16 protein-coding genes and 1 pseudogene are annotated in these 19670 nt (G+C 75.2%); 6 read left to right on the top strand and 11 right to left on the bottom strand.

The window, feature by feature from the left end; genetic code table 11:
- Positions 1 to 26 precede the first annotated feature (26 nt).
- Both OHA34_RS01820 and OHA34_RS01815 read left to right on the top strand, forming a co-directional pair.
- Positions 27 to 893, top strand: a complete 867-nt coding sequence (locus tag OHA34_RS01820) for a tryptophan 2,3-dioxygenase (protein WP_329520472.1) — start codon at positions 27 to 29, stop codon at positions 891 to 893.
- Positions 883 to 1917 (top strand): annotated as a pseudogene (locus OHA34_RS01815) (FAD-dependent oxidoreductase); the annotation flags it as partial. The gene OHA34_RS01820 and the pseudogene OHA34_RS01815, both read left to right, overlap by 11 nt.
- A 199-nt stretch (positions 1918 to 2116) precedes the next feature.
- Here the strand turns inward: OHA34_RS01815 and OHA34_RS01810 are convergent.
- Complete coding sequence (locus tag OHA34_RS01810) at positions 2117 to 4561, bottom strand: FdhF/YdeP family oxidoreductase (RefSeq protein ID WP_329520471.1); 2445 nt, start codon at positions 4559 to 4561, stop codon at positions 2117 to 2119.
- A gap of 165 nt (positions 4562 to 4726) precedes the next feature.
- The gene (locus tag OHA34_RS01805; protein ID WP_285943655.1) at positions 4727 to 6157 is read right to left on the bottom strand and encodes a DHA2 family efflux MFS transporter permease subunit; all 1431 of its coding nucleotides are present in this window, start codon (positions 6155 to 6157) and stop codon (positions 4727 to 4729) included.
- A 121-nt stretch (positions 6158 to 6278) separates the two neighbouring features.
- Here OHA34_RS01805 and OHA34_RS01800 point away from each other — a divergent pair, with 121 nt between their 5' ends.
- Entirely contained in the window at positions 6279 to 6539 is a 261-nt protein-coding gene (locus OHA34_RS01800) for a hypothetical protein (RefSeq protein ID WP_329520470.1), read from the top strand.
- A gap of 13 nt (positions 6540 to 6552) precedes the next feature.
- Here the strand turns inward: OHA34_RS01800 and OHA34_RS01795 are convergent, their stop codons facing one another.
- Genes OHA34_RS01795 through moaA form a run of 3 tightly spaced genes read right to left on the bottom strand, consistent with a single transcriptional unit; the run spans position 6553 to position 8423 of the window.
- Positions 6553 to 6792 carry a DUF6457 domain-containing protein gene (locus OHA34_RS01795; protein WP_285943656.1) on the bottom strand — a complete coding sequence of 80 codons (240 nt, stop codon included), beginning with the start codon at positions 6790 to 6792 and terminating at the stop codon, positions 6553 to 6555.
- 45 nt (positions 6793 to 6837) lie between these two features.
- Entirely contained in the window at positions 6838 to 7404 is a 567-nt protein-coding gene (mobA, locus tag OHA34_RS01790) for a molybdenum cofactor guanylyltransferase (RefSeq protein WP_285943657.1), read from the bottom strand.
- Between the two features lie 29 nt (positions 7405 to 7433).
- Complete coding sequence (gene moaA / locus OHA34_RS01785) at positions 7434 to 8423, bottom strand: GTP 3',8-cyclase MoaA (RefSeq protein ID WP_285943658.1); 990 nt, start codon at positions 8421 to 8423, stop codon at positions 7434 to 7436.
- 172 nt (positions 8424 to 8595) lie between these two features.
- Between moaA and OHA34_RS01780 the strand changes: the two genes are divergently transcribed.
- Entirely contained in the window at positions 8596 to 9402 is an 807-nt protein-coding gene (locus OHA34_RS01780) for an alpha/beta hydrolase (RefSeq protein ID WP_329520469.1), read from the top strand.
- 131 nt (positions 9403 to 9533) lie between these two features.
- On the opposite strand, the gene OHA34_RS01775 is transcribed toward OHA34_RS01780, so the two are convergent.
- From OHA34_RS01775 to OHA34_RS01760, 4 genes are all read right to left on the bottom strand, one after another.
- Positions 9534 to 10730 carry an RtcB family protein gene (locus OHA34_RS01775; RefSeq protein ID WP_285943660.1) on the bottom strand — a complete coding sequence of 399 codons (1197 nt, stop codon included), beginning with the start codon at positions 10728 to 10730 and terminating at the stop codon, positions 9534 to 9536.
- Positions 10731 to 10835: 105 nt separating this feature from the next.
- Positions 10836 to 12602, bottom strand: a complete 1767-nt coding sequence (selB, locus tag OHA34_RS01770) for a selenocysteine-specific translation elongation factor (protein WP_285943661.1) — start codon at positions 12600 to 12602, stop codon at positions 10836 to 10838.
- A complete protein-coding gene (gene selA / locus OHA34_RS01765; RefSeq protein ID WP_329520468.1) occupies positions 12602 to 13873 on the bottom strand; it encodes an L-seryl-tRNA(Sec) selenium transferase in 1272 nt (423 codons plus the stop codon). The genes selB and selA overlap by 1 nt, the downstream gene beginning before the upstream one ends.
- A gap of 104 nt (positions 13874 to 13977) precedes the next feature.
- Positions 13978 to 14619, bottom strand: coding sequence for a MarR family winged helix-turn-helix transcriptional regulator (locus OHA34_RS01760; protein ID WP_329520467.1), 642 nt, complete (start codon positions 14617 to 14619; stop codon positions 13978 to 13980).
- Between the two features lie 109 nt (positions 14620 to 14728).
- On the opposite strand from OHA34_RS01760, the gene OHA34_RS01755 reads away from it, so the two are divergent.
- Positions 14729 to 16153: an MFS transporter gene (locus tag OHA34_RS01755; protein WP_329520466.1), complete on the top strand. Its 1425-nt coding sequence runs from the start codon at positions 14729 to 14731 to the stop codon at positions 16151 to 16153.
- 111 nt (positions 16154 to 16264) lie between these two features.
- Positions 16265 to 18151, top strand: a complete 1887-nt coding sequence (locus OHA34_RS01750; RefSeq protein WP_285943665.1) for a propionyl-CoA synthetase — start codon at positions 16265 to 16267, stop codon at positions 18149 to 18151.
- 113 nt (positions 18152 to 18264) lie between these two features.
- Here the strand turns inward: OHA34_RS01750 and OHA34_RS01745 are convergent, their stop codons facing one another.
- Both OHA34_RS01745 and selD read right to left on the bottom strand, forming a co-directional pair.
- On the bottom strand, positions 18265 to 18534 hold the full coding sequence (locus tag OHA34_RS01745) for a GlsB/YeaQ/YmgE family stress response membrane protein (RefSeq protein WP_285943666.1): 270 nt from the start codon (positions 18532 to 18534) through the stop codon (positions 18265 to 18267).
- 110 nt (positions 18535 to 18644) lie between these two features.
- On the bottom strand, positions 18645 to 19646 hold the full coding sequence (gene selD / locus OHA34_RS01740) for a selenide, water dikinase SelD (RefSeq protein WP_329520465.1): 1002 nt from the start codon (positions 19644 to 19646) through the stop codon (positions 18645 to 18647).
- Positions 19647 to 19670: the final 24 nt, after the last annotated feature.

Below are 19670 nucleotides of genomic sequence, written 5' to 3'. Positions count from 1 at the left end.
ATCCGTTGTATCGCAAGGAGGCGGTCATGGCGGATTCACCCGAGACACCGGTCGGGCCGGCCCTGACCTACGGCGGCTACCTGCGGCTGGACGACCTGCTGTCCTGCCAGCGTCCACAGACCGGCGCGCACGACGAGATGCTGTTCGTGGTCATCCACCAGGTCTACGAACTGTGGTTCAAGCAGATCCTGCACGAGACCGCCCTGCTCCAGGAGCGACTGGAGGGGGGCAACAGCGCCGGGGCGCTGCACACCGCGCGCCGGATCGCCAAGATCCTCAAGACCGTGGTGGGCCAGCTCGACGTCCTGGAGACCATGACGCCCCGCCAGTTCGCCTCGTTCCGCGACGCGCTCGGCACCTCCAGCGGCTTCCAGTCGGAGCAGTTCCGGGAGGTCGAGGCCGTCCTCGGGCGGCGCTCGTTCCCGGTCTCGGACCTGCGCGACGACGAGCGGCTGCGCGCCGCGGTCGACCGCCGGTCGGTGTACGACTCGCTGCTGCGCTACCTCGCCGACCGCGGCTTCGCCGTGCCCGCCGCCGCGCTCGAGCGGGACCCCGGCACCGCCTACCGGCCCGACCCGGCCGTGCAGCGGGTGCTGCTGAAGGTCTACGCCGACGAGAACGGGCCCGCCGCCGAGGTGTGCGAGGCCCTCGTCGACGTCGACGAGGGCATCCAGGAGTGGCGCTACCGGCACGTCAAGATGGTCGAGCGCACCATCGGCGCCAAACTCGGCACCGGCGGCTCGGCGGGTGCCGACTACCTGCGCTCGACCCTGTTCACCCCGGCCTTCCCCGACCTGTGGGAGGTCCGCTCGCAGACCGAGGAGACGGCGGCGGGCGACGAGGCCGCGGAGGCGACGCGGACCGGGGAGGAGGCCGGCGCCCATGGCGGCTGAACACGGCGGGGAGCGGGTCGCGATCGTCGGCGCGGGGCTGGCGGGCTGCCTGCTGGCCGTGCTGCTCGGCCGCCGCGGCGTCCCGGTGACGGTGTACGAGCGGCGGCCCGACCCGCGGGCCGCGGGCGCCGAGCGGGGCCGGTCCATCAACCTGGCGATCTCGGCGCGCGGGCTGGCCGCGCTCGAGCAGGTCGGGCTGAAGGACCAGGCGCTGGAACGGGCGCTGCCGATGCACGGGCGGATGGTGCACCCGCTCGGCGGCGCGCAGAACTTCCAGCGGTACAGCGCGGACGGCGAGCGCGCCATCAACTCCATCGGCCGCGCCGAGCTGAACAGCTCGCTGCTCGACACCGCCGAGGCGACGCCCGGGGTGCTGCTCCGCTTCTCGCAGCGCGTCACCGGCGTGGACGCGACCGCGGGCGGGCTGCTGCTGGAGGACGCGGACGGGCGGGTGAGCACCGAGCCCGCCGACGTCGTGCTCGCCGGGGACGGGGCCTTCAGCGCCGTCCGGCGGTCGCTGCGGTTCGACGGCGACGCCGACTTCCTGGAGCACGGCTACAAGGAGCTGACGATCCCGCCGCGCGGCGAGGAGTTCGCCCTCGACCCCGACGCGCTGCACATCTGGCCGCGCGGCACCGCGATGATGATCGCGCTGCCGAACCTGGACCGGTCGTTCACCTGCACGCTGTTCTGGCCGAAGGGCGACTTCGCGGCGCTGGACACGCCCGAGCGCGTCACCGCGTTCTTCGCGGCGCACTATCCCGACGTCGCGGACCTGATGCCCGCCCTCGCCGCCGACTTCGCCCGCAACCCGGTCGGGTCGCTGGTCACGGTCCGCTGCTGGCCCTGGGTGCGGGACGGCGAGGGCGCGCTGATCGCCCTCCTCGGGGACGCGGCGCACGCCATCGTGCCGTTCTTCGGGCAGGGCGCCAACTGCGCGTTCGAGGACTGCCTCGAGATCGACCGGTGCCTGGACGAGACCGGCGGCCGGTGGGGGCCCGCGCTGGCGCTCTACCAGGAGCGGCGCAAGGCCAACACCGACGCCATCGCCGAGATGGCCCTGGACAACTTCGTCGAGATGCGCGACAGGGTGTCCTCGCCCGTCTACCGGATGACGCGGGCCGTGCAGCACGCCCTGGAGCGGCGGCTGGCGGGGCGCTACGTCTCCCGGTACGAGCTGGTGTCGTTCTCCACCGTCCCCTACGCGCGGATCCCCGCCCGGATCAGGAGGCAGAACCTGGTGCTGGCGGGCGCGGCGTCCGGCGGGGCGCTGCTGCTGGCGCTGATCCTGCGAATGCTCGGCCGGGCGGCCGGGCGGCCCCGGTCCGGACGACGGGGACGACCTCGACGGTGAGGTGCTTGGCCAGCGGCTGGCCGCTCTGCGGGCTGACGTCGCCCATCGGGCACAGCGCGTTCAGCTCGGGCATGTACCCGACCGCGCAGCCGCGCGCCACGTCGTAGGAGACCGCGCGGTAGCCGTGCACGGTGCGGCGGCTCCCGTCCTTGGCGATGCTGGTGACGTCGACGTGCTGGAACTGGGAGAGGCCGCGTTCCAGCATGTCGGCGGGGTGCATGAACACCACCGTCCGCACGTTCTTCAGCCCCCGGTAGCGGTCGTCGTCGGAGTAGATCGTGGTGTTCCACTGGTCGTGCGACCGGACGGTCGCCAGGATCAGCCGCCCCTTGGCAGGCAGCACCTGCGGGAGGGGCGCGGCGGAGAACTCGGCGCGTCCCGACGCGGTCAGGAACACCAGCTCGCGGGCGGGCTGCGGGAGCCGGAAGCCGAGCGGCAGCCGGACCTTGCGGTTGAAGTCCTCGAAACCGTCCAGCACCTGGGCCATCGTGTCCCGGACCCGGTCGTAGTCGCCGGCGTACTCCTCCCACGGGGTCCGACCGCCCGGCAGCGTCGCGCGCGCCAGCCCGCAGACGATGGCGGGCTCGGACCGCAGGTGCGGCGAGGCCGGGCGCTTCATCCCGTACGACAGGTGCACCATGCTCATCGAGTCCTCGACCGTGACGCCCTGCGCGGCGCCGCCGCGCCGCTCGTCCCTCTCGCTGCGGGCCAGGCAGGGCAGGATCAGCGCCTTCGCGCCGTGCACCAGGTGGCTGCGGTTCAGCTTGGTGCTGACGTGCACGGTCAGCTCGCAGTTGCGCAGCGCCTCGAAGGTGCGGGCGGTGTCGGGCGCGGCGAGCGCGAAGTTGCCGCCCATCCCGACGAACACCCGCACCTCGCCGCGGTGCATCGCCTCGGCGGTCTGGACGGTGTCGAGCCCCGGCGCGGAGGGCGGGTCGATGCCGCACACCTCGGCCAGCCGGTCCAGGAGCTGTTCGGGCGGCCGGTGGGTGATGCCGCAGGTCCGGTTGCCCTGGACGTTGCTGTGGCCGCGGATGGGGCACGGACCGGCGCCCTCGCGGCCGATGTTGCCGCGCAGCAGCAGCAGGCCGATGATCTCGCGGACGGTGTCCACGCCGTGCTCCTGCTGGGTGACGCCGAGGCACCAGGAGATGATCGTCCGCCGGGACCGCCGGTAGACGGCGGCGACCTTGCGGATCGTGGCCTCCGGGACGCCCGACTGCTCCACCAGCCGCTCCCACGGCGTCTCCTCGCACGCCCGCCGGTAGCCCTCGAAGCCGTGGGTGTAGCGGTCGATGAACTCCCGGTCGATCGCCGTGCGGTCCTTCTCCGCGGCCTCCAGCACCGCCTTGGCGACGCCGCGGATCAGCGCCATGTCCCCGCCGATCCGCGGCTGCACGCCGAGCGTGCCGGTGCGGGTGGCGTGGAAGGTGGCCATGTTCAGCGGCTCGTGCGGGACGATCGTCCGGCCCGACGCCGCCTCCGCCATCGGGTTGACGTGCACGATCTGCGCGCCGCGCCGGCGGGCGTGCGCCAGCGAGGTCAGCATCCGGGGCGCGTTTGAGGCCGCGTTGATGCCCATCACGAAGATCGCGTCGGCCTTCTCCCAGTCGGCCAGGTCCACGGTGCCCTTGGTGGTGCCGAGGGACGCGGCGAGTGCCAGGCCGCTGGCCTCGTGGCACATGTTCGAGCAGTCCGGCAGGTTGTTGGTGCCGAACTCGCGCACCCACAACTGGTAGAGGAAGGACGCCTCGTTGCTCAGCCGGCCGGAGGTGTAGAACGCCGCCCGGTCGGGGTGGTCCAGCCCGCGCAACTCCCCGCCGACCAGCTCGAACGCGTCGTGCCAGGTGATCGGGACGTACCGGTCGGACTCGGCGTCGTACACCATCGGCTCGGTGAGCCGCCCCTGGTCCTCCAGCGCGAAGTCGGTCCACTCCGACAGCTCGGCGACGGTGTGCGCGGCGAAGAACTCCGCGCCGACGCGCTTGGGCGTCATCTCCCAGGCGACGTGCTTGATGCCGTTCTCGCAGATGTCCAGGTGCAGGCCCTTGCGGTCGTCGGGCCAGGCGCAGCCGGGGCAGTCGAACCCGCCGTCCTCATGGTTCATCTTGAAGATCGCGCGCGGGCCGTCCACCGGCTCCCCGGTGCGGGCCAGCACCCTCCCCACGCTGCGCGCGGCGCCCCAGCCCGCCGAGGGGTGCTCGTAGGGCCGGTGGGAGGGCGGCCCGCCGGTGCCCGGCCCGCGGCCGGTCGCGGGCGTCCCCGGCGCGCCCCGGCTCAGCATGTCGTCGGATCCCCGCTCGTCGGCGGCCATCGGCTCCCCCTCGTCGGTCCCGTTCCTCTGCCGGTGCCTAACCCGGCGCCGCTCCGGCTACGCCCACCCGCCGTCCTGCTCTGGGCAAACCCGGCGGGCACGGCGCCGGCCGTCCGCCGTGGCGCCCCTCGGCGGGCGCGGTACGGGTGGCCGCCGTGGCGGCGGTCAGCGGGCGCGGCGCGCGAGGCGGCGGGTGGCGGCCAGGTCGGCGATCGCGGCGGCGAGGGCGGCGAGGACGAACCCCAGGATGACGATGAGGCCGTACCGGAACGCCGCCGCCCAGTCTCCGCGCGTCCCGACGGAGGCGAAGAACACCGCCCCGACCGCCGCGATGCCGGTGGCCGTCCCCAGCCGCTGCCCGGTCTGGAGCACCCCGGCCGCGCTGCCGCCCTCGGTGAAGGGCACCTCCGACAGGGTGATGGTCTGATTGGGCGAGATGACCAGGCCGCTGCCGATCCCGGCGGCCAGCAGCGGCAGCGCGGTCGCCCACGCCACCCCCCGCCCCGGCTTGAGCTCCACCGCGACCCACGCCCCGATCAGCCCCAGCGTGACCAGCACCAGGCCGAGCGCGACCAGCGGGCGCCCGTAGCGGGACACCAGCCGTCCGCCGACCGCGGCGGCGGCGCCCGACCCGAGCGCGAACGGCGTGATCGCCAGGCCCGCGCCGAGCGCGCTGTAGCCCAGCCCGTTCTGGAGGTAGAGGGTGAGGATGAAGAAGATCGCGGTGAAGCCGGCGAAGTACAGCAGCGCGATCGCCACACCGAGCGCGTACGAGCGCAGCCGGAACAGGCCCAGATCGACCATCGGCGTCCGGGCCCGCCGCTCCCAGAGCACGAACGCGGCCAGCAGCACGCCCCCGACCGGGACCAGCAGCCACTTGCGGGGGCCGTGCCACTCCTGCTCCTGGGCGAGCGGCAGCATCAGCGCGAGCACCCCGGCGCCGAGCAGCACCAGCCCGAGCGGGTCCAGGCCGCGCCGCTCGCCGTAGACGGGCGACGGCAGCAGCCGCCACGCCAGCACCAGCGCCACGGCGCCGACGGGGACGTTGACGTAGAACACCCACCGCCAGCCCTCGTCGACCCCCGCGACGGCGATCAGCGCGCCGCCGGTCAGCGGTCCGACCGCGGTGGCGATGCCGATGGTCGCGCCGAGCGCCCCGAACGCCTTCCCCCGGTCGGCGCCCTGGAAGAGCTGCTGGATGAAGCCCGCCACCTGGGGATTGAGCACGCCGCCCGCCACCCCCTGGACCAGCCGCGCGAGGATCAGCAGCGGCATGGAGGGGGCGATCCCCGCGCACGCGCTGGAGACCGTGAACAGCGCCAGCCCGCCCATGAACACCGCGCGGCGGCTGCGGGCGTCGCCGAGCCGCCCGGACGGCACCAGCACCAGCCCGAACGTCAGCGCGTACCCCGACAGGATCCACTGGAGGCCGGCCTCGGAGGCGTGCAGCCCGTCGCGGATCGAGGGCAGCGCGACGTTGACGATGCTCACGTCCAGCAGCGTCATGAAGGCCGCCACCAAGCAGACCGAGAGCGCCTGCCAGCGGCGGGCGTTCCCGTCCGCCGGGCCGGGCGCACGGCTGGCCTCGGTACGCACGAGCTGGTCTTGTCCGGGAATCTTCCTGGTCAAACGCCCTGATCGGGAAACCCGGGGCCGCGGGCCCGGCCCGGCGGCGGCCGGATTTCCCGGTGCGCCGCCGGTGTGCCATCGTGGGCCGGTGACCGCCATCCCGCCGGAGCCCGGCGCCGACGAGCTCCAGTGCTCCGCCAAGGACTGCCGCGCCGACGCCGTGTGGGCCCTGCGCTGGAACAATCCCAAGATCCACACCCCGGAGCGGCGGAAGGTCTGGCTCGCCTGCGGCGGGCACCGGGCGAGCCTGTCGGCCTTCCTCGACCGCCGCGGCTTCCTGCGCGACGTGGTGCCCGTCGCCGATCGCGACCTCCCGGCGGCCTCGCAGGGAGCCTCGGACCCGGCCTGACCCCGGCGCGCGATCAGCCGTCCGTGCCGGCCCAGCCCTCCGCCATCGCGGTGAGGCGCGCGGCGGCCTCCCGGGCGTCGGCGCCGCGCCCGACCGCGAGCCCCAGCAGGAACGCGGTCAGCGGCGCGCCCGGCCGGGCCACCCCGTGCGCGACGTCACGGGCCAGGTCGAGCACCAGATCGCGGTCGACCTCGCCGCGGCCGAGCCCGAGTTCGAGGCAGGCCGCCTCGATCCATTCCTCCAGCACCGGCATCCTCCCCTTCGTCCCGGCGGTGGTCGCCGGGTCACTCTCGCACGATCAGGCCGGTTCCCCGCCGGACCCCGCCACACGCTCGGCGTGGTCGAGCGCCTCGGGCGTGTCGCAGTCGTACCAGGGCGGACGGTCCCGGCACTCCAGCGCGACCCGCACGGGTTCCAGCGGCGCGAGCAACCCGCGCAGCGAGCCGCCCTCGTAGACGTCCAGCGCCGCGCGCAGCGGCGCGGTGCGCCAGCATCCGGCCAGCCACTGCTCACGGCCGCCGTCGTCGACGAGCACGGCGCCGGGGGCGTCCGCGCGGTGCGCCTCGGCCAGCAGGGCCGCCAGGTGCGGGGGGCGCAGGAACGGGAGGTCGGCGGCGAGCAGCGCCGCCCAGGGCGCCCGCACCTCGGCCAGCCCGGCGCGCAGGGCCGGGACGGGACCCGCGCCGGGCGGGTCCTCGCGCACGACGACCACGCCGGGCAGCCCGGGGCGCGGCGGCCCCACCACCACCAGCCGGGCGGCCCCGGCGGCGGCGCCGGCCACCCAGGCGATCAGCGGCCGGCCGCCGACCGGGGCAGCGGGCTTGTCGGCGCCGCCGAGCCGCCGGGCGCGCCCGCCCGCGAGCACGACGGCGTCGAACGGGCCGGCGGTGATGGTCAGCCCCCGATCGCCGACATGGGCCGGGCGGGCTGGAGGAAGGCGGGGTCGTCGATGCCGTGCCCGGCGCGCTTGGCGCGCACCGCGGCGCGCCACCGCCCGGCGAGGTCGGCGTCGGACGCACCGCCGCGCAGCGCGTCGCGCAGGTTGGACTCCTCGGTCGCGAACAGGCAGTTGCGGATCTGCCCGTCGGCGGTGAGCCGGACCCGGTCGCACGCGCCGCAGAACGGGCGGGTCACCGATCCGATCACGCCGACCCGGCCGGGTCCGGCGCCGATCAGGAAGTCCTCGGCCGGGGCGCTGCCGCGCGCGCCGGCCTCGTCCGGCGTCAGCGCGAAGGCCGCGCCGAGCAGCTCCAGGATCTCGTCCGCGGTGATCATGCCGTCGCGGGTCCAGCCGTGCTGGGCGTCCAGCGGCATCTGCTCGATGAACCGCAGCAGGTAGCCGTGGTCGAGGCAGTAGCGCAGCAGCGGGACCGCCTCGCGGTCGTTGACGCCGCGCATCAGCACCGCGTTGACCTTGACGGGCCGCAGCCCGGCGTCCCGCGCCGCGGCGAGCCCCTCGAGGACGTCGTCCAGCCGGTCGCGGTGCGCGAGCCGCTTGAAGACCTCGCGGTCGAGGGTGTCGAGCGAGACGTTCACCCGGTCGAGCCCCGCGTCCGCGAGCGGCCCGGCCAGGCGCGCGAGCCCGATGCCGTTGGTGGTCAGCGAGATCCGGGGGCGCGGGCGGAGCGCGGCGGTGCGCGCCACGATGCCGGTGACGCCGCGCCGGAGCAGCGGCTCGCCACCGGTGAAGCGGACCTCGGTGACGCCGAGCTCCTCGACGCCGATCGCGACCAGCCGCACCAGCTCGTCATCGGTGAGAAGCTCGGGCTTGGGCAGCCAGTCGAGCCCCTCTGGCGGCATGCAGTAGGCGCACCGGAGGTTGCACCGGTCGGTGAGGGAGACCCGCAGGTCGGTGGCGGTACGACCGAAGGTGTCGACCAGCACGGGCGCCCCTTTCCTACCGGTGGGCGGCGACCCCGCCCGGTTGACGCGGAAGGTCCCAGCCTATGCGGCGGTTGACGATCCGCTCCCGCGCGGGGGACGGTAGCGGCCTGATCATCGGCGGATTCACGGAGGGCTCCCGGACGGCGGCCCTCCCGCCACACGGGAGGTACGGGTGACCACGCCACGTGAATGGGAGTTCGCGGGAGCACGGGGAGCCGTCACGGCCCGCGCCTGGACCGGCGGAAGCCCCCGCTACACCGCGCTCCTGGTGCACGGCTACGGTGAGCACCTCGGCCGCTACCAGCATGTGGCCGACGCGCTGGTGCGGCACGGCGCCGCCGTCTGCGGCCCCGACCACGCCGGGCACGGCCGCTCCGCGGGCGAACGCGTCCTGATCGACGACGTCGAGGACCTGGTCGCCGACGTGCACGCGGTCGCCGGGGCGGCCCGGTCCGACCACCCCGAGCTGCCGGTGGTGCTGATCGGCCACTCGATGGGCGGGCTGGTCGCCGCCCGCTACGCGCAGCTGCACGGCGCCGGGCTCGCGGCGCTGGTGCTGTCGGGCCCGGTCATCGGCCGGTGGGACGTGCTGACCACGCTCCTCGCGCTGGAGAAGATGCCCGACGTGCCGATCGACCCGGCCGCGCTGTCCCGCGACCCCGCGGTCGGCCGCGCCTACGCCGCGGACCCGCTCATCTGGCACGGCCCGTTCAAACGCGCCACCGTCCGGGCGCTGGACGCGTGCATCACCCGGGTCAACGAGCACGGCTCGCTCGGCGCGCTGCCCACCCTGTGGGCGCACGGCTCCGACGACGGCGTGGTCCCTATCGAAGGCAGCCGCACCGGCATCGAGGCGGTGCGCGGCGGCGACCTCACCGAGCGGGTCTACCCGGGTGCACGGCACGAGATCTTCAACGAGACCAACCGCGACGAGGTCCTCGCCGACGTCACCGCGTTCATCGACCGCGCCCTCGCCTGACGGGCGGTGACGGGCCGCAGCCCGATGACGGTGTGCTCGCGGCCGTTCAGCCGTACCGTCCGGGCGGTGCAGCTTCAGGCCGTCGGCAGCGGCCCGCGCGGTCGCGGGCCGCTGCTCTTAGCCCATCTCCCTCAACCGCCCTTTACGCAGACGAGCTGGCGCAGGTGCGCGACGACCTCGACCAGGTCGGACTGCGCCGCCATGACCGACTCCAGGTCCTTGTAGGCGCCGGGGATCTCGTCGAGCACGCCCCCGTCCTTGCGGCACTCCACGCCCTCGGTCTGCGCGATCAGGTCGTCGACGGTGAACGACTTGCGGGCCTTGTTGCGGCTCATCCGGCGGCCCGCGCCGTGCGAGGCCGAGTTGTAGGACTCCTCGTTGCCGAGCCCGCGCACGATGTAGGTGCCGGTCGCCATCGAGCCCGGGATGATGCCCAGCTCGCCGCCGCCCGCGCGGATCGCGCCCTTGCGGGTGACCAGCAGCTCGACGCCCCCGTAGACCTCCTCGGCCACGTAGTTGTGGTGGCAGGAGATGATCTGGCCCCAGCCGCAGCGCTTCTCGCCGAACTGCCGGGTCAGCACGCCCTGCGCGAGCGCCATCATGACGGCGCGGTTGCGGCGCGCGTACTCCTGCGCCCAGAACAGGTCGCGGCGGTAGTCGTCCATCTTGGCGGTGCCGGCCAGGAAGACCGCCAGGTCCTTGTCGGGCAGGTCCTGGTTGTGCGGGAGCTTCTGCGCGGCCTCGATGTGGTGCGAGGCGAGCTCGTTGCCGATGTTGCGCGACCCCGAGTGCAGCACCAGCCAGATCGCGCCCTCGCCGTCGGCGCAGACCTCCAGGAAGTGGTTGCCGCCGCCGAGCGTCCCCATCTGGCCGCGGGCGCGGCCGAGCCGCCCCCGCACGGCGGGGTGGAGGTCGTCGAACTCCTTCCAGAAGTCGTACCAGCCGCGCTCCTTCAGGCCCGGGAGCCCGGACGGGTCGACCGCGTTCTTGTGCGAGCCGCGGCCGACCGGGATCGCCTTCTCCAGGCGGGAGCGCAGCGGCGCGAGGTCGTCGGGCAGGTCCTCGACCGTGAGCGCCGACTTCGCCGCGGTCATCCCGCAGCCGATGTCGACGCCGACGGCGGCCGGGGACACCGCGTCGCGCATCGCGATCACCGAGCCGACCGTCGCGCCCTTGCCGTAGTGCACGTCGGGCATCACGGCCAGGCCCTCGATCCAGGGCAGGGCCGACACGTTCCTGAGCTGGTCGAGCGCGAGGTCCTCGACCTCGGCGGGGTCGGTCCACATCCGGATCGGAACGCGACCGCCCTTGAGCGTCTGGTGCGGCATAGCTGTTTCTCTCCGTCGATATGGGGGACCCGAACCATGATCTATAACGCCAGAAGACCCCTACCCCGTTCAACCGGTTTTCCGCTCCCGGCCGGGACGGGCCGGTCAGGACGGGGCGTCGCCCGGGACCTTGCGGCCCGCGCCGACCCGCTCGGTCAGGCCCAGGCCGTCCAGGTGCTCCAGCAGAGCGATCACGACGCGGCGGCTGGTGCCGAGGGCGGCGCGGGCCTGGCCCGGCGTGAACGGCTGCGGCAGCTCCGACAGAACGCGCAGCGCCTCGCGGTCGGCGCCGGGCAGCAGGACGACGCCGTCGCCGAGCCGGAGCAGCGCACCGGCCCGTCCCGCGGCGGCCAGGCCGTGGCCGGTGAGTCCCAGCTCGGTGAGGCGCTCGGCCGTGGGCGCGCCGAACGGCGCCGCCGCCAGGTCGGCGCGGAGCCGGTCGAGCGCGCCGCTCAGCTCCGGGGGCAGCGCGGGCGCGGGCCCGTACACCCGGCCCGCCTCCAGCCGGAGGGGCGGCCGAACGAGCGCGGTGACCAACCGCCGGGCGGGCAGCCCGAGGCGCAGCCGGGCGGCCTCCAGCGGGACGCCGGGGGCCAGCGGGCGGTCGGCGGCGTGCCGGCGGGTCTCCTCGGTGAGGCGGCCGTGCAGCGCCTCCCAGTGCGCGGGGTCGGCGAACCACTCGTCGCCGAGGGCGACGGCGCCGGACGGCGGGGCGCAGCCCATCACGGCGAGGTCGGAGCGGCGCAGCACGCCGTGCCGGCGGAGCACCACCGAGCCGTCCGGACGGTCCGGCCAGGAGGCCAGCTCGCGGGCGCGGGCGGCGCCGGCGCCACGGCGCACCAGCGTCGGGGGCCGCACGTCCAGGACGCTCACCCCCGCGACGGCGCGCCGCCCCGGGTCGCGCAGCAGCGCGGTGTCGCCGACGTGGAGGGGCAGCCGCGCGTTCAGCGTGAGGCGGGCGGTGTCGGGGCCGAGCGGGCGGAGCCGCACCGGCACGGCGGCCGAGCCGATGTGCAGGATCATCTGGCGGGCCAGCCGCCCGGACGCCTCGCCGAACCGGGTCCGCACGTCGACGCTGGTGGTGTGGGTCCAGCTGTCGGGGGTGACCAGCGCCATGCCGCGCGCGACGTCGTCGCGGCGGGCCCCGCGCAGGTTGAGCGCGACCCGCGCCACCCCGCGCACCGAGTCGCGGGACTCCCTGGCCGACTCGACGGCGCGGACCGTGACCCGCTCGCCCGCGGGCAGCAGGACCAGCTCGTCGCCCGTGCGGACGGTGCCGGCGGCGAGCGTGCCGGTGACCACGGTGCCGCTGCCGGCGACGGTGAACGCGCGGTCGACCCAGAGCCGGACGGGACCGTCCGGGCCCGGGACGGGCAGCCGCGCGGCGAGCCGGTCGAGGGCGGCGGTGAGCTCGTCCATCCCGGCGCCGGTGACGGTGCTGACGGCGACGGCCTCGACCCCGCTCAGCCCGGTCGTGGCGAGCCGGTCGCGGGCCTGGCGGAGCGCGAGCCTCGGGTCGGCGAGGTCGGACCGGGTCACCACCAGGACCCCGTGCCGGACGCCGAGGGCGTCCAGGGCCGCCAGGTGCTCCTCCGACTGCGGCATCCAGCCCTCGTCGGCGGCGACCGCGAGCAGCACCGCCGGGACGGGCCCGGCGCCGGCGAGCATGGTGGTGACGAACCGCTCGTGCCCGGGGACGTCCACGAAGGCGAGCCGCTCCCCCGACGGCAGGTCGGTCCAGGCGAATCCGAGGTCGAGGGTCAGGCCCCGGCGGCGCTCCTCGGCGAGCCGGTCGGGCTCCATGCCGGTGAGGGCGCGGACGAGCGCGGACTTGCCGTGGTCGACGTGCCCCGCGGTGACGACGACCTGCATCAGTTCCCTTCCAGGGAGGCGAGGACCGCGGCGCGGATCCGGGAGTCGTCGGCCGGGTCCACCGAGCGCAGGTCGAGCAGCAGCCGCCCGTCCTCGACCCGGCCGATCACCTGGCGGGCGCGCAGCGGGGCCGCGCAGCCGTCCGGCAGCGACACCGCCGCGCTCGGCAGCTCGACGCCGGGGGCACCGCCCCCGCCGACGACCGCCGTGCTGCCGACCGCGCGGGCGTCGGCGCCGGCGGCCGACAGCGCGCGGGCGAGGTCCTCGGCGCGGGCGCGCAGCCCGGGGGCCGCGGCGTGCAGCATCGCGGCCACCGGGGGCTCGGGGCCGCGCAGGGTCGCCTCCAGCGCCGCGAGGGTCATCTTGTCGACGCGCAGCGCCCGGTACAGGGGGTGGCGGCGCAGCCGCGCGACGATGTCGCGGTCGCCGAGCAGCAGGCCCGCCTGCGGCCCGCCGAGGAGCTTGTCGCCGCTGGCGGTGACCAGCGCGGCGCCGGCCGCGAGCGCGGACGCGGCGTCGGGCTCGCCGGGCAGCGCCGGGTCGGGCGCCAGCAGCCCGGAGCCGATGTCGGCGACGACCGGGACGCCGAGCGGCGCGAGGTCCCGCACGGCGGCCTCGGCGGTGAAGCCCTCGATCCGGAAGTTGGACGGGTGGACCTTCAGGATGAACCCGGTGCCGGGGCCGACCGCGGCGGCGTAGTCGGCGGCGGTGGTGCGGTTGGTGGTGCCGACCTCGCGGAGCCGCGCGCCGGTGGCCGCCAGCAGGTCGGGGAGCCGGAATCCGTCGCCGATCTCGACCAGCTCGCCGCGGCCGATGACGATCTCGCGGCCGGCGGCGAGGGCGGTCGCGGCCAGCACCAGCGCGGCGGCGTTGTTGTTGACGACCTGCGCGTCGCCGGCCGCCGGGCAGGCCGCACGCAGGGCGGCGAGTGCGCCCCGGCCGCGCGGGCCGCGGCGGCCGGAGGGCAGGTCGTACTCGACGTCGGAGCAGCCGGAGGCCGCCGCGACCGCGGCGCGGGCGGCGGTCGACAGCGGCGCCCGGCCGAGGTTGGTGTGCAGCAGCACGCCGGTGGCGTTCACCACCGGCCGCAGCGACGCGGCGTGCTCGGGCAGCGCGGCGAGCGCGGCCGAGGCGACGTCGCCGGGCGGGATCTCGCCCGCGCGGGCGCGGCGCTGGGCCGCCGCGACCGCGGACTTGACGATCTCGCGGCCGAGCCGGCGGGACGCGTCCGCCAGCCGGGGGTCGCCGAGGACGGCATCGGTACGGGGCACGTCTCTCCGGGGGTCGCGCAGACGAAGGTCCACGGCAGGTAAGCCTAGGGAGCGCAGGGCCCGTCGCGAAAGCCGAACGGGTCCACACTCCGAGATCGCCTATCTCACATCCGCGGGCGGGCCCGCGGGCGGTCCGGACCGTCAGCGGCCCATCCGGCCGTCCCCGGCCCCGTCCCAGCGCCCGAACCCGTGCCGGCGCCCGAACCCGTGCCGGCGCCGGGACCCGGGAGGGCCGCGCACCCGCCGCCGAGCGACTCGGAGTGCGCGACGAAGTCGTCGACCATCCGGTGGACGAGGCCGGCGAGCAGGCCGCGCTCCTCGGGCGACCAGCCGGCGAGGGCCTCGTCCATCCACTGCCGCCCGACCGCGCGGACGCACTCCAGTGCCTCGCGGCCGGCGTCGCAGAGCCGCACTCCCTGGGCCCGGCCGTCGAGCGGATCGGGCACGCGCTCGACGTAGCCGATCTTCTCCAGGCGCTGGACCAGGCGGGTGACGTGCGGCGCCTCGACCGCCAGCCGGGCGGCCAGCTCGCTCGGGCGCATCGGCGCGCCGTTGTCGGCCAGCGCCCGCAGCAGCGGCACCGCCGCCCGGTCGACCGGGACGCCGGCGGCGGCGACCGTCCGGTCGTGCTGCTTGTTCCGGGTGAGCATGTGCGAGATCCGGGCGATCGCCCGCTCGATCTCCACGATGTCGCGCGGCACGTCGGCGTCGCGGGGGGTGCCCGCCGGGCGGTGCGGTGACGGCATGTGACCCACCTTACAGTCTAATTACTTAACTTAAGTAAGTAGGCTCTCCCCCGGCACGAAACGCCCACTCCCCCCGCCGGCGCCCCGCCCGGCCCCCACTGGAGGTCACATGTCCGGCGCACCCACCGTGGCGCCCGAAAAGCCCGGTCCGTCCGGGCCGGCCGTGCACACCGGTCTCACGCTGCTGGCGCTCGCCACCGCTGGGATGGTCGTCTCGGTGCAGCAGACCCTGGTGATCCCGCTGCTGCCCCGGCTGATGGAGCGCTTCGACGCCTCGGTCACCTCGGTCACCTGGGTCTTCACCGCCTCGCTGCTGGCCGGCGCGGTCGCCACCCCGCTGCTGTCGCGCTTCGGCGACATGTACGGCAAGAAGAAGATGATCCTGCTGGCCATGGGCCTGCTGGTGCTCGGCTCGGTGATCTGCGCGCTCTCGGGGTCGCTCGGCGTGCTGATCGCCGGCCGTACCCTCCAGGGCACGTCCTCGGCGCTGATCCCGCTGGCCATCGGGATGATCCGGGACACCTTCCCGCGCGAGCGGGTCACCACCGCGATCGGCATCGTCAGCGCCACCATGGGCGTCGGCGGCACCATCGGCATGATCGTCACCGGCCTGATCGCCGACCGCACCGAGAGCCACCACCCGATGTTCTGGATCGCGGCCGGCCTGGCCGCCGCGGGACTGGTGCTCATCGCGGTCAGCGCGCCCGACGTGGGTGTCCGGACCGGCGGGCGGCCCGACCTGCTCGGCGCCGCGGTGCTGGCCGGATGGCTGGTCTGCCTGCTGCTGGCCATCAGCGAGGGCAACCAGTGGGGCTGGACGTCGGGCGGCGTGCTCGGGCTGTTCGGCGGCGCCGCGGTGCTCTGCGCCGCCTGGGTGCTGATCGAGACGCGGGTGCGCGAGCCGCTGGTGCGGCTCGGCCTGCTGGTCGGCGCCAAGTCGCTGTCGGCCAACCTCGCCTCGGCGCTGCTCGGCTTCTCGATGTTCGCCGCGTTCACGCTGATCTCCAGCTTCGTCCAGTCGCCCGCGGACAAGATCGGGTACGGGCTGAGCGGCTCGGTCCTGGACGTCGGCCTCTACATGCTGCCGAGCACGGTCACCATGCTGCTGTTCTCCGCGCTCGCCGGGCGGATCGTGGGCCGGATCGGGGCCGCGCACACGCTGGCCATCGGGTCGCTGTTCGCGGGGCTGAGCTACGTGTGGCTCGCGGTCTCCAACGAGCACGGGTACGACATGCTCGCGTTCAGCACGATCCAGGGCGTCGGGTTCGGCATCGCCTACGCGGCGCTCGGCACGCTCGCCGTGCAGCACGTCCCGATGGACCAGAGCGGCATCGCCAGCGGCATCAACTCGCTGGTCCGCACCGCCGGGGGCAGCGTCGCGGGCGCGGTCACCGCCTCCATCCTCGCCGGGCGGGTCATCGCCGGGACGTCGGTCCCGTCCCTCGACGCCTACGAGCTGTGCTTCTGGATCGTGGCGGCCGGCGCGGGCCTGGCCTCCCTCGTCGCGCTCGGGAACGGCCTGCGGCACCGCTGAGCGGACGCGGCCCGGCGCGGGCACTTGACGAACCAGCCCCTGGGCAGGCCCTATAGGGGTGCGCCCCGGCAAGGCGGCCGGGGCAGGGGACCGCACCGGAGGACGAGGACCATGGGCGCCTACGAGGCCGCGTACGAGCGCAGCATCGCCGACCCGACCCGGTTCTGGGGGCTGGCCGCGCGGGACGTCCGCTGGCTCGTGCCCCCGGACCGGGTGCTCGACGACGGGGCGCCGCCGTTCCACCGCTGGTTCACCGGCGGCGAGCTGAACACCTGCGACAACGCCCTGGACCGGCACGTCGAGGAGGGCCGCGGCGACCAGGCCGCGCTGATCTACGACAGCCCGGTCACCGGCACCGTGCGCACCTACACCTACGCCGAGCTGACCGACCTGGTGGCGCGGTTCGCGGGAGCGCTGCGCGACCTCGGCGTCGACCGCGGCGACCGGGTGGTCGTCTACCTGCCGATGGTGCCGGAGGCGATCGTGGCGATGCTGGCCTGCGCCCGGCTCGGCGCGGTCCACTCGGTGGTCTTCGGCGGGTTCGCGGCGCGCGAGCTCGCGGCGCGCATCGACGACGCGCGGCCCAAGGCGGTCGTGTCGGCGTCCTGCGGCATCGAGGCGGGCCGCGTCGTCGCCTACAAGCCGCTGCTGGACGAGGCGCTGGAGCTGGCCTCGCACAAGGTGGACCACTGCGTCGTCCGGCAGCGCTCGCAGCTGCACGCCGACCTCGTGCGCCCGCGCGACGTGGAGTGGGACGAGGCCGTCGCTCGCGCCGAACCGGCCGGCTGCGTGCCGGTGGCGGCCACCGACCCCCTCTACATCCTGTACACCTCGGGCACCACCGGCCGCCCCAAGGGCGTCGTCCGCGACAACGGCGGGCACGCGGTCGCGCTGCGCTGGTCGATGGAGAACATCTACGGCGTCGGCCCCGGGGACGTGTTCTGGGCCGCGTCCGACGTCGGCTGGGTCGTCGGGCACTCCTACATCGTGTACGCGCCGCTGCTGACCGGCTGCACCACCGTGCTGTACGAGGGCAAGCCGGTCGGCACGCCCGACGCGGGGGCGTTCTGGCGGGTCGCGGCCGAGCACCGGGTCAAGGCGCTGTTCACGGCGCCGACCGCGATCCGGGCGATCAAGAGGGAGGACCCCGGCGGGGAGCTGCTCGCGCAGTACGACCTGTCGGCGCTCGACACCCTGTTCCTGGCCGGCGAGCGGCTCGACCCCGACACCTACCACTGGGCGTCCCGGGTGCTGGACCGGCCCGTCATCGACCACTGGTGGCAGACCGAGACCGGCTGGCCGATCGCGGCGAACCCGCGCGGGCTCGAGCCGATGCCGGTCAAGGCGGGCTCGCCCTCGGTCCCGGTGCCCGGCTTCGACGTGCGGGTGCTCGGCCCGGACGGGGCCCCCGTGGAGGACGGGACCGACGGCGACATCGTGCTGCGGCTGCCGCTGCCGCCCGGCTCCCTGCCCACCCTCTGGCACGACGACGAGCGGTTCGTCGAGTCCTACCTGACCAGGTACCCCGGCCACTACCTCACCGGCGACGGCGGTCACCGCGACCCCGACGGCTACCTGTGGGTGATGGGCCGCACCGACGACGTGATCAACGTGGCCGGGCACCGGCTGTCCACCGGGACGATGGAGGACGTCATCGCCGCGCACCCGGCGGTCGCCGAGTGCGCCGTCATCGGCGTGCACGACGCGGTCAAGGGCCAGGTGCCGCGCGGCCTGGTGGTGCTCAAGAACGGTGTCCTCGCCGAGCCCGGCGAGCTGGCCGCCGAACTGGTCGCCATGGTGCGCGAGCAGGTCGGCCCGGTCGCCGCGCTGAAGGAGGTCGCGGTGGTGCCGGCGCTGCCCAAGACCCGGTCGGGCAAGATCCTCCGCGGCACGATGCGCGGCATCGCCGACGGCCGCGAGGTGACGGTGCCGTCCACCATCGAGGACCCCGAGGTGCTGGACCGCCTCCGCCCCGTGCTGCGCCCCGCGGCCGACTGACCGCGCGGCCCTGCCCCGGGGGACGCCCCTGCTCGGAGGTGGGCCGCGGGCGGGGCCCAGCGGCCCTGTGGCGGGCTCTGCGACCCTCGCCCTGCCCTCCCTGCGGGGTCGGGTCAGTGGGTCCGCTTCTTCGGCCAGAAGGCGGCCACCAGGTACACCCCGATCACCGCGAAGGCCACCTGGAAGATGGTCTCCCAGAAGTTCCAGCCGTGGGTCCGCAGGCCGAACAGGTGGCTCAGCCCGGTGCCCGCGAACGCCGCCACGATGCCGACCAGCACGGTGAGCCAGATGGACATGTCCTGCTTGCCCGGCACGACGAGCCGGGCGAGCGCCCCGATGATCCCGCCGAAGACGATGGCGGTGAAGATACCCCCGATGGTCATGCCCGCTCCCTGGATCATGAGCGGCCCCGCGCCGTCCGCGGACCCGGTCACCCGGGATGTACCCACTCCGCGATCACGGACACGAGCCGACGATCACGCTCGGTGTCCGGTCAGCGGACCACCAGGACGTGCCGGCCGCGCTCGACCAGCTCGCCGATGACGGGGGCACCGGGGATCTCGCCGGCCACCAGCAGGCCGCCGGAGGTCTGGGCGTCGGCGAGCAGCAGCCGCTCCTGCTCGGCGATCCGGCCGAAGTCGGCCGCCGGCGACACCCAGGCGAGGTTGCGGCGGCTGCCGCCGGGGACGAAGCCGTCGCGGGCCGAGGCGCGCGCCCCGTCCAGGTAGGGGACGGCCGCCGCGTCCACGACGGCGGTGACGCCGCTCGCCCGCGCCAGCTTGTAGAGGTGGCCGAGCAGGCCGAAACCGGTCACGTCGGTGGCGCAGGAGATGCCGCGTTCCAACGCCTGCCGGCCCGCGGTCGCGTTGAGGGCCGCCATCGTGTCGACGGCGTGCGCGAACACCTCGCCGGTGGCCCTGTGCCGGGCGTTGAGCACGCCGGTGCCGAGGGGCTTGGTGAGCGAGAGCGGCAGCCCGGCCCGCCCGGCGTCCAGCCGGAGCAGCCGGGCGGGATCGGCGATGCCGGTCACCGCCAGGCCGTACTTGGGCTCGGGGTCGTCGATGCTGTGCCCGCCGGCGATCGGGCAGCCGGCGTCGGAGGCGGTGTCGCGCCCGCCGCGCAGCACCTCGCGGGCCAGCTCGGGCGCGAGCGCGTCGAGCGGCCAGCCGAGCAGGTTGAGCGCCATGACCGGCTCGCCGCCGACCGCGTAGACGTCGGAGAGGGCGTTGGCGGCGGCGATGCGGCCCCAGTCGTAGGGGTCGTCGACCACGGGGGTGAAGAAGTCGGCGGTGGACACGATCGCCCGGCCGCCGTCGATCCGCAGGACGGCCGCGTCGTCCCCGTCCTGTCCGCCGAGGAGCAGGGATCCGTCGGCGCCCGCCGGGCCGGTCAGCCCGGCCACGACCCGCTCGAGCTCGCCGGGCGGGATCTTGCAGGCGCAGCCCCCGCCATGGGCGTACTGGGTGAGACGCGGCTTTCCGACGGGGAGGGTCACAGCGGGAATTTATCCCACAGATCC

Origin of the sequence: Spirillospora sp. NBC_01491, from assembly GCF_036227065.1 — a bacterium.
In the GTDB taxonomy this organism is placed as follows: domain Bacteria; phylum Actinomycetota; class Actinomycetes; order Streptosporangiales; family Streptosporangiaceae; genus Spirillospora; species Spirillospora xylanilytica.
The sequence above is the reverse complement of the archived record's forward strand: the minus strand, read 5'-3'. Positions and strand labels throughout refer to the sequence as shown.

What these genes read in the sequence shown, in the direction of transcription:
- OHA34_RS01820 (WP_329520472.1), top strand. Translation starts at nt 27, where the DNA reads ATGGCGGATTCACCCGAGACACCGGTCGGGCCGGCCCTGACCTACGGC.
- OHA34_RS01810 (WP_329520471.1), bottom strand. Translation starts at nt 4,561, where the DNA reads ATGGCCGCCGACGAGCGGGGATCCGACGACATGCTGAGCCGGGGCGCG.
- OHA34_RS01795 (WP_285943656.1), bottom strand. Translation starts at nt 6,792, where the DNA reads ATGCCGGTGCTGGAGGAATGGATCGAGGCGGCCTGCCTCGAACTCGGG.
- OHA34_RS01775 (WP_285943660.1), bottom strand. Translation starts at nt 10,730, where the DNA reads ATGCCGCACCAGACGCTCAAGGGCGGTCGCGTTCCGATCCGGATGTGG.
- selB (WP_285943661.1), bottom strand. Translation starts at nt 12,602, where the DNA reads ATGCAGGTCGTCGTCACCGCGGGGCACGTCGACCACGGCAAGTCCGCG.
- OHA34_RS01760 (WP_329520467.1), bottom strand. Translation starts at nt 14,619, where the DNA reads ATGCCGTCACCGCACCGCCCGGCGGGCACCCCCCGCGACGCCGACGTG.
- OHA34_RS01755 (WP_329520466.1), top strand. Translation starts at nt 14,729, where the DNA reads ATGTCCGGCGCACCCACCGTGGCGCCCGAAAAGCCCGGTCCGTCCGGG.
- OHA34_RS01750 (WP_285943665.1), top strand. Translation starts at nt 16,265, where the DNA reads ATGGGCGCCTACGAGGCCGCGTACGAGCGCAGCATCGCCGACCCGACC.
- OHA34_RS01745 (WP_285943666.1), bottom strand. Translation starts at nt 18,534, where the DNA reads ATGACCATCGGGGGTATCTTCACCGCCATCGTCTTCGGCGGGATCATC.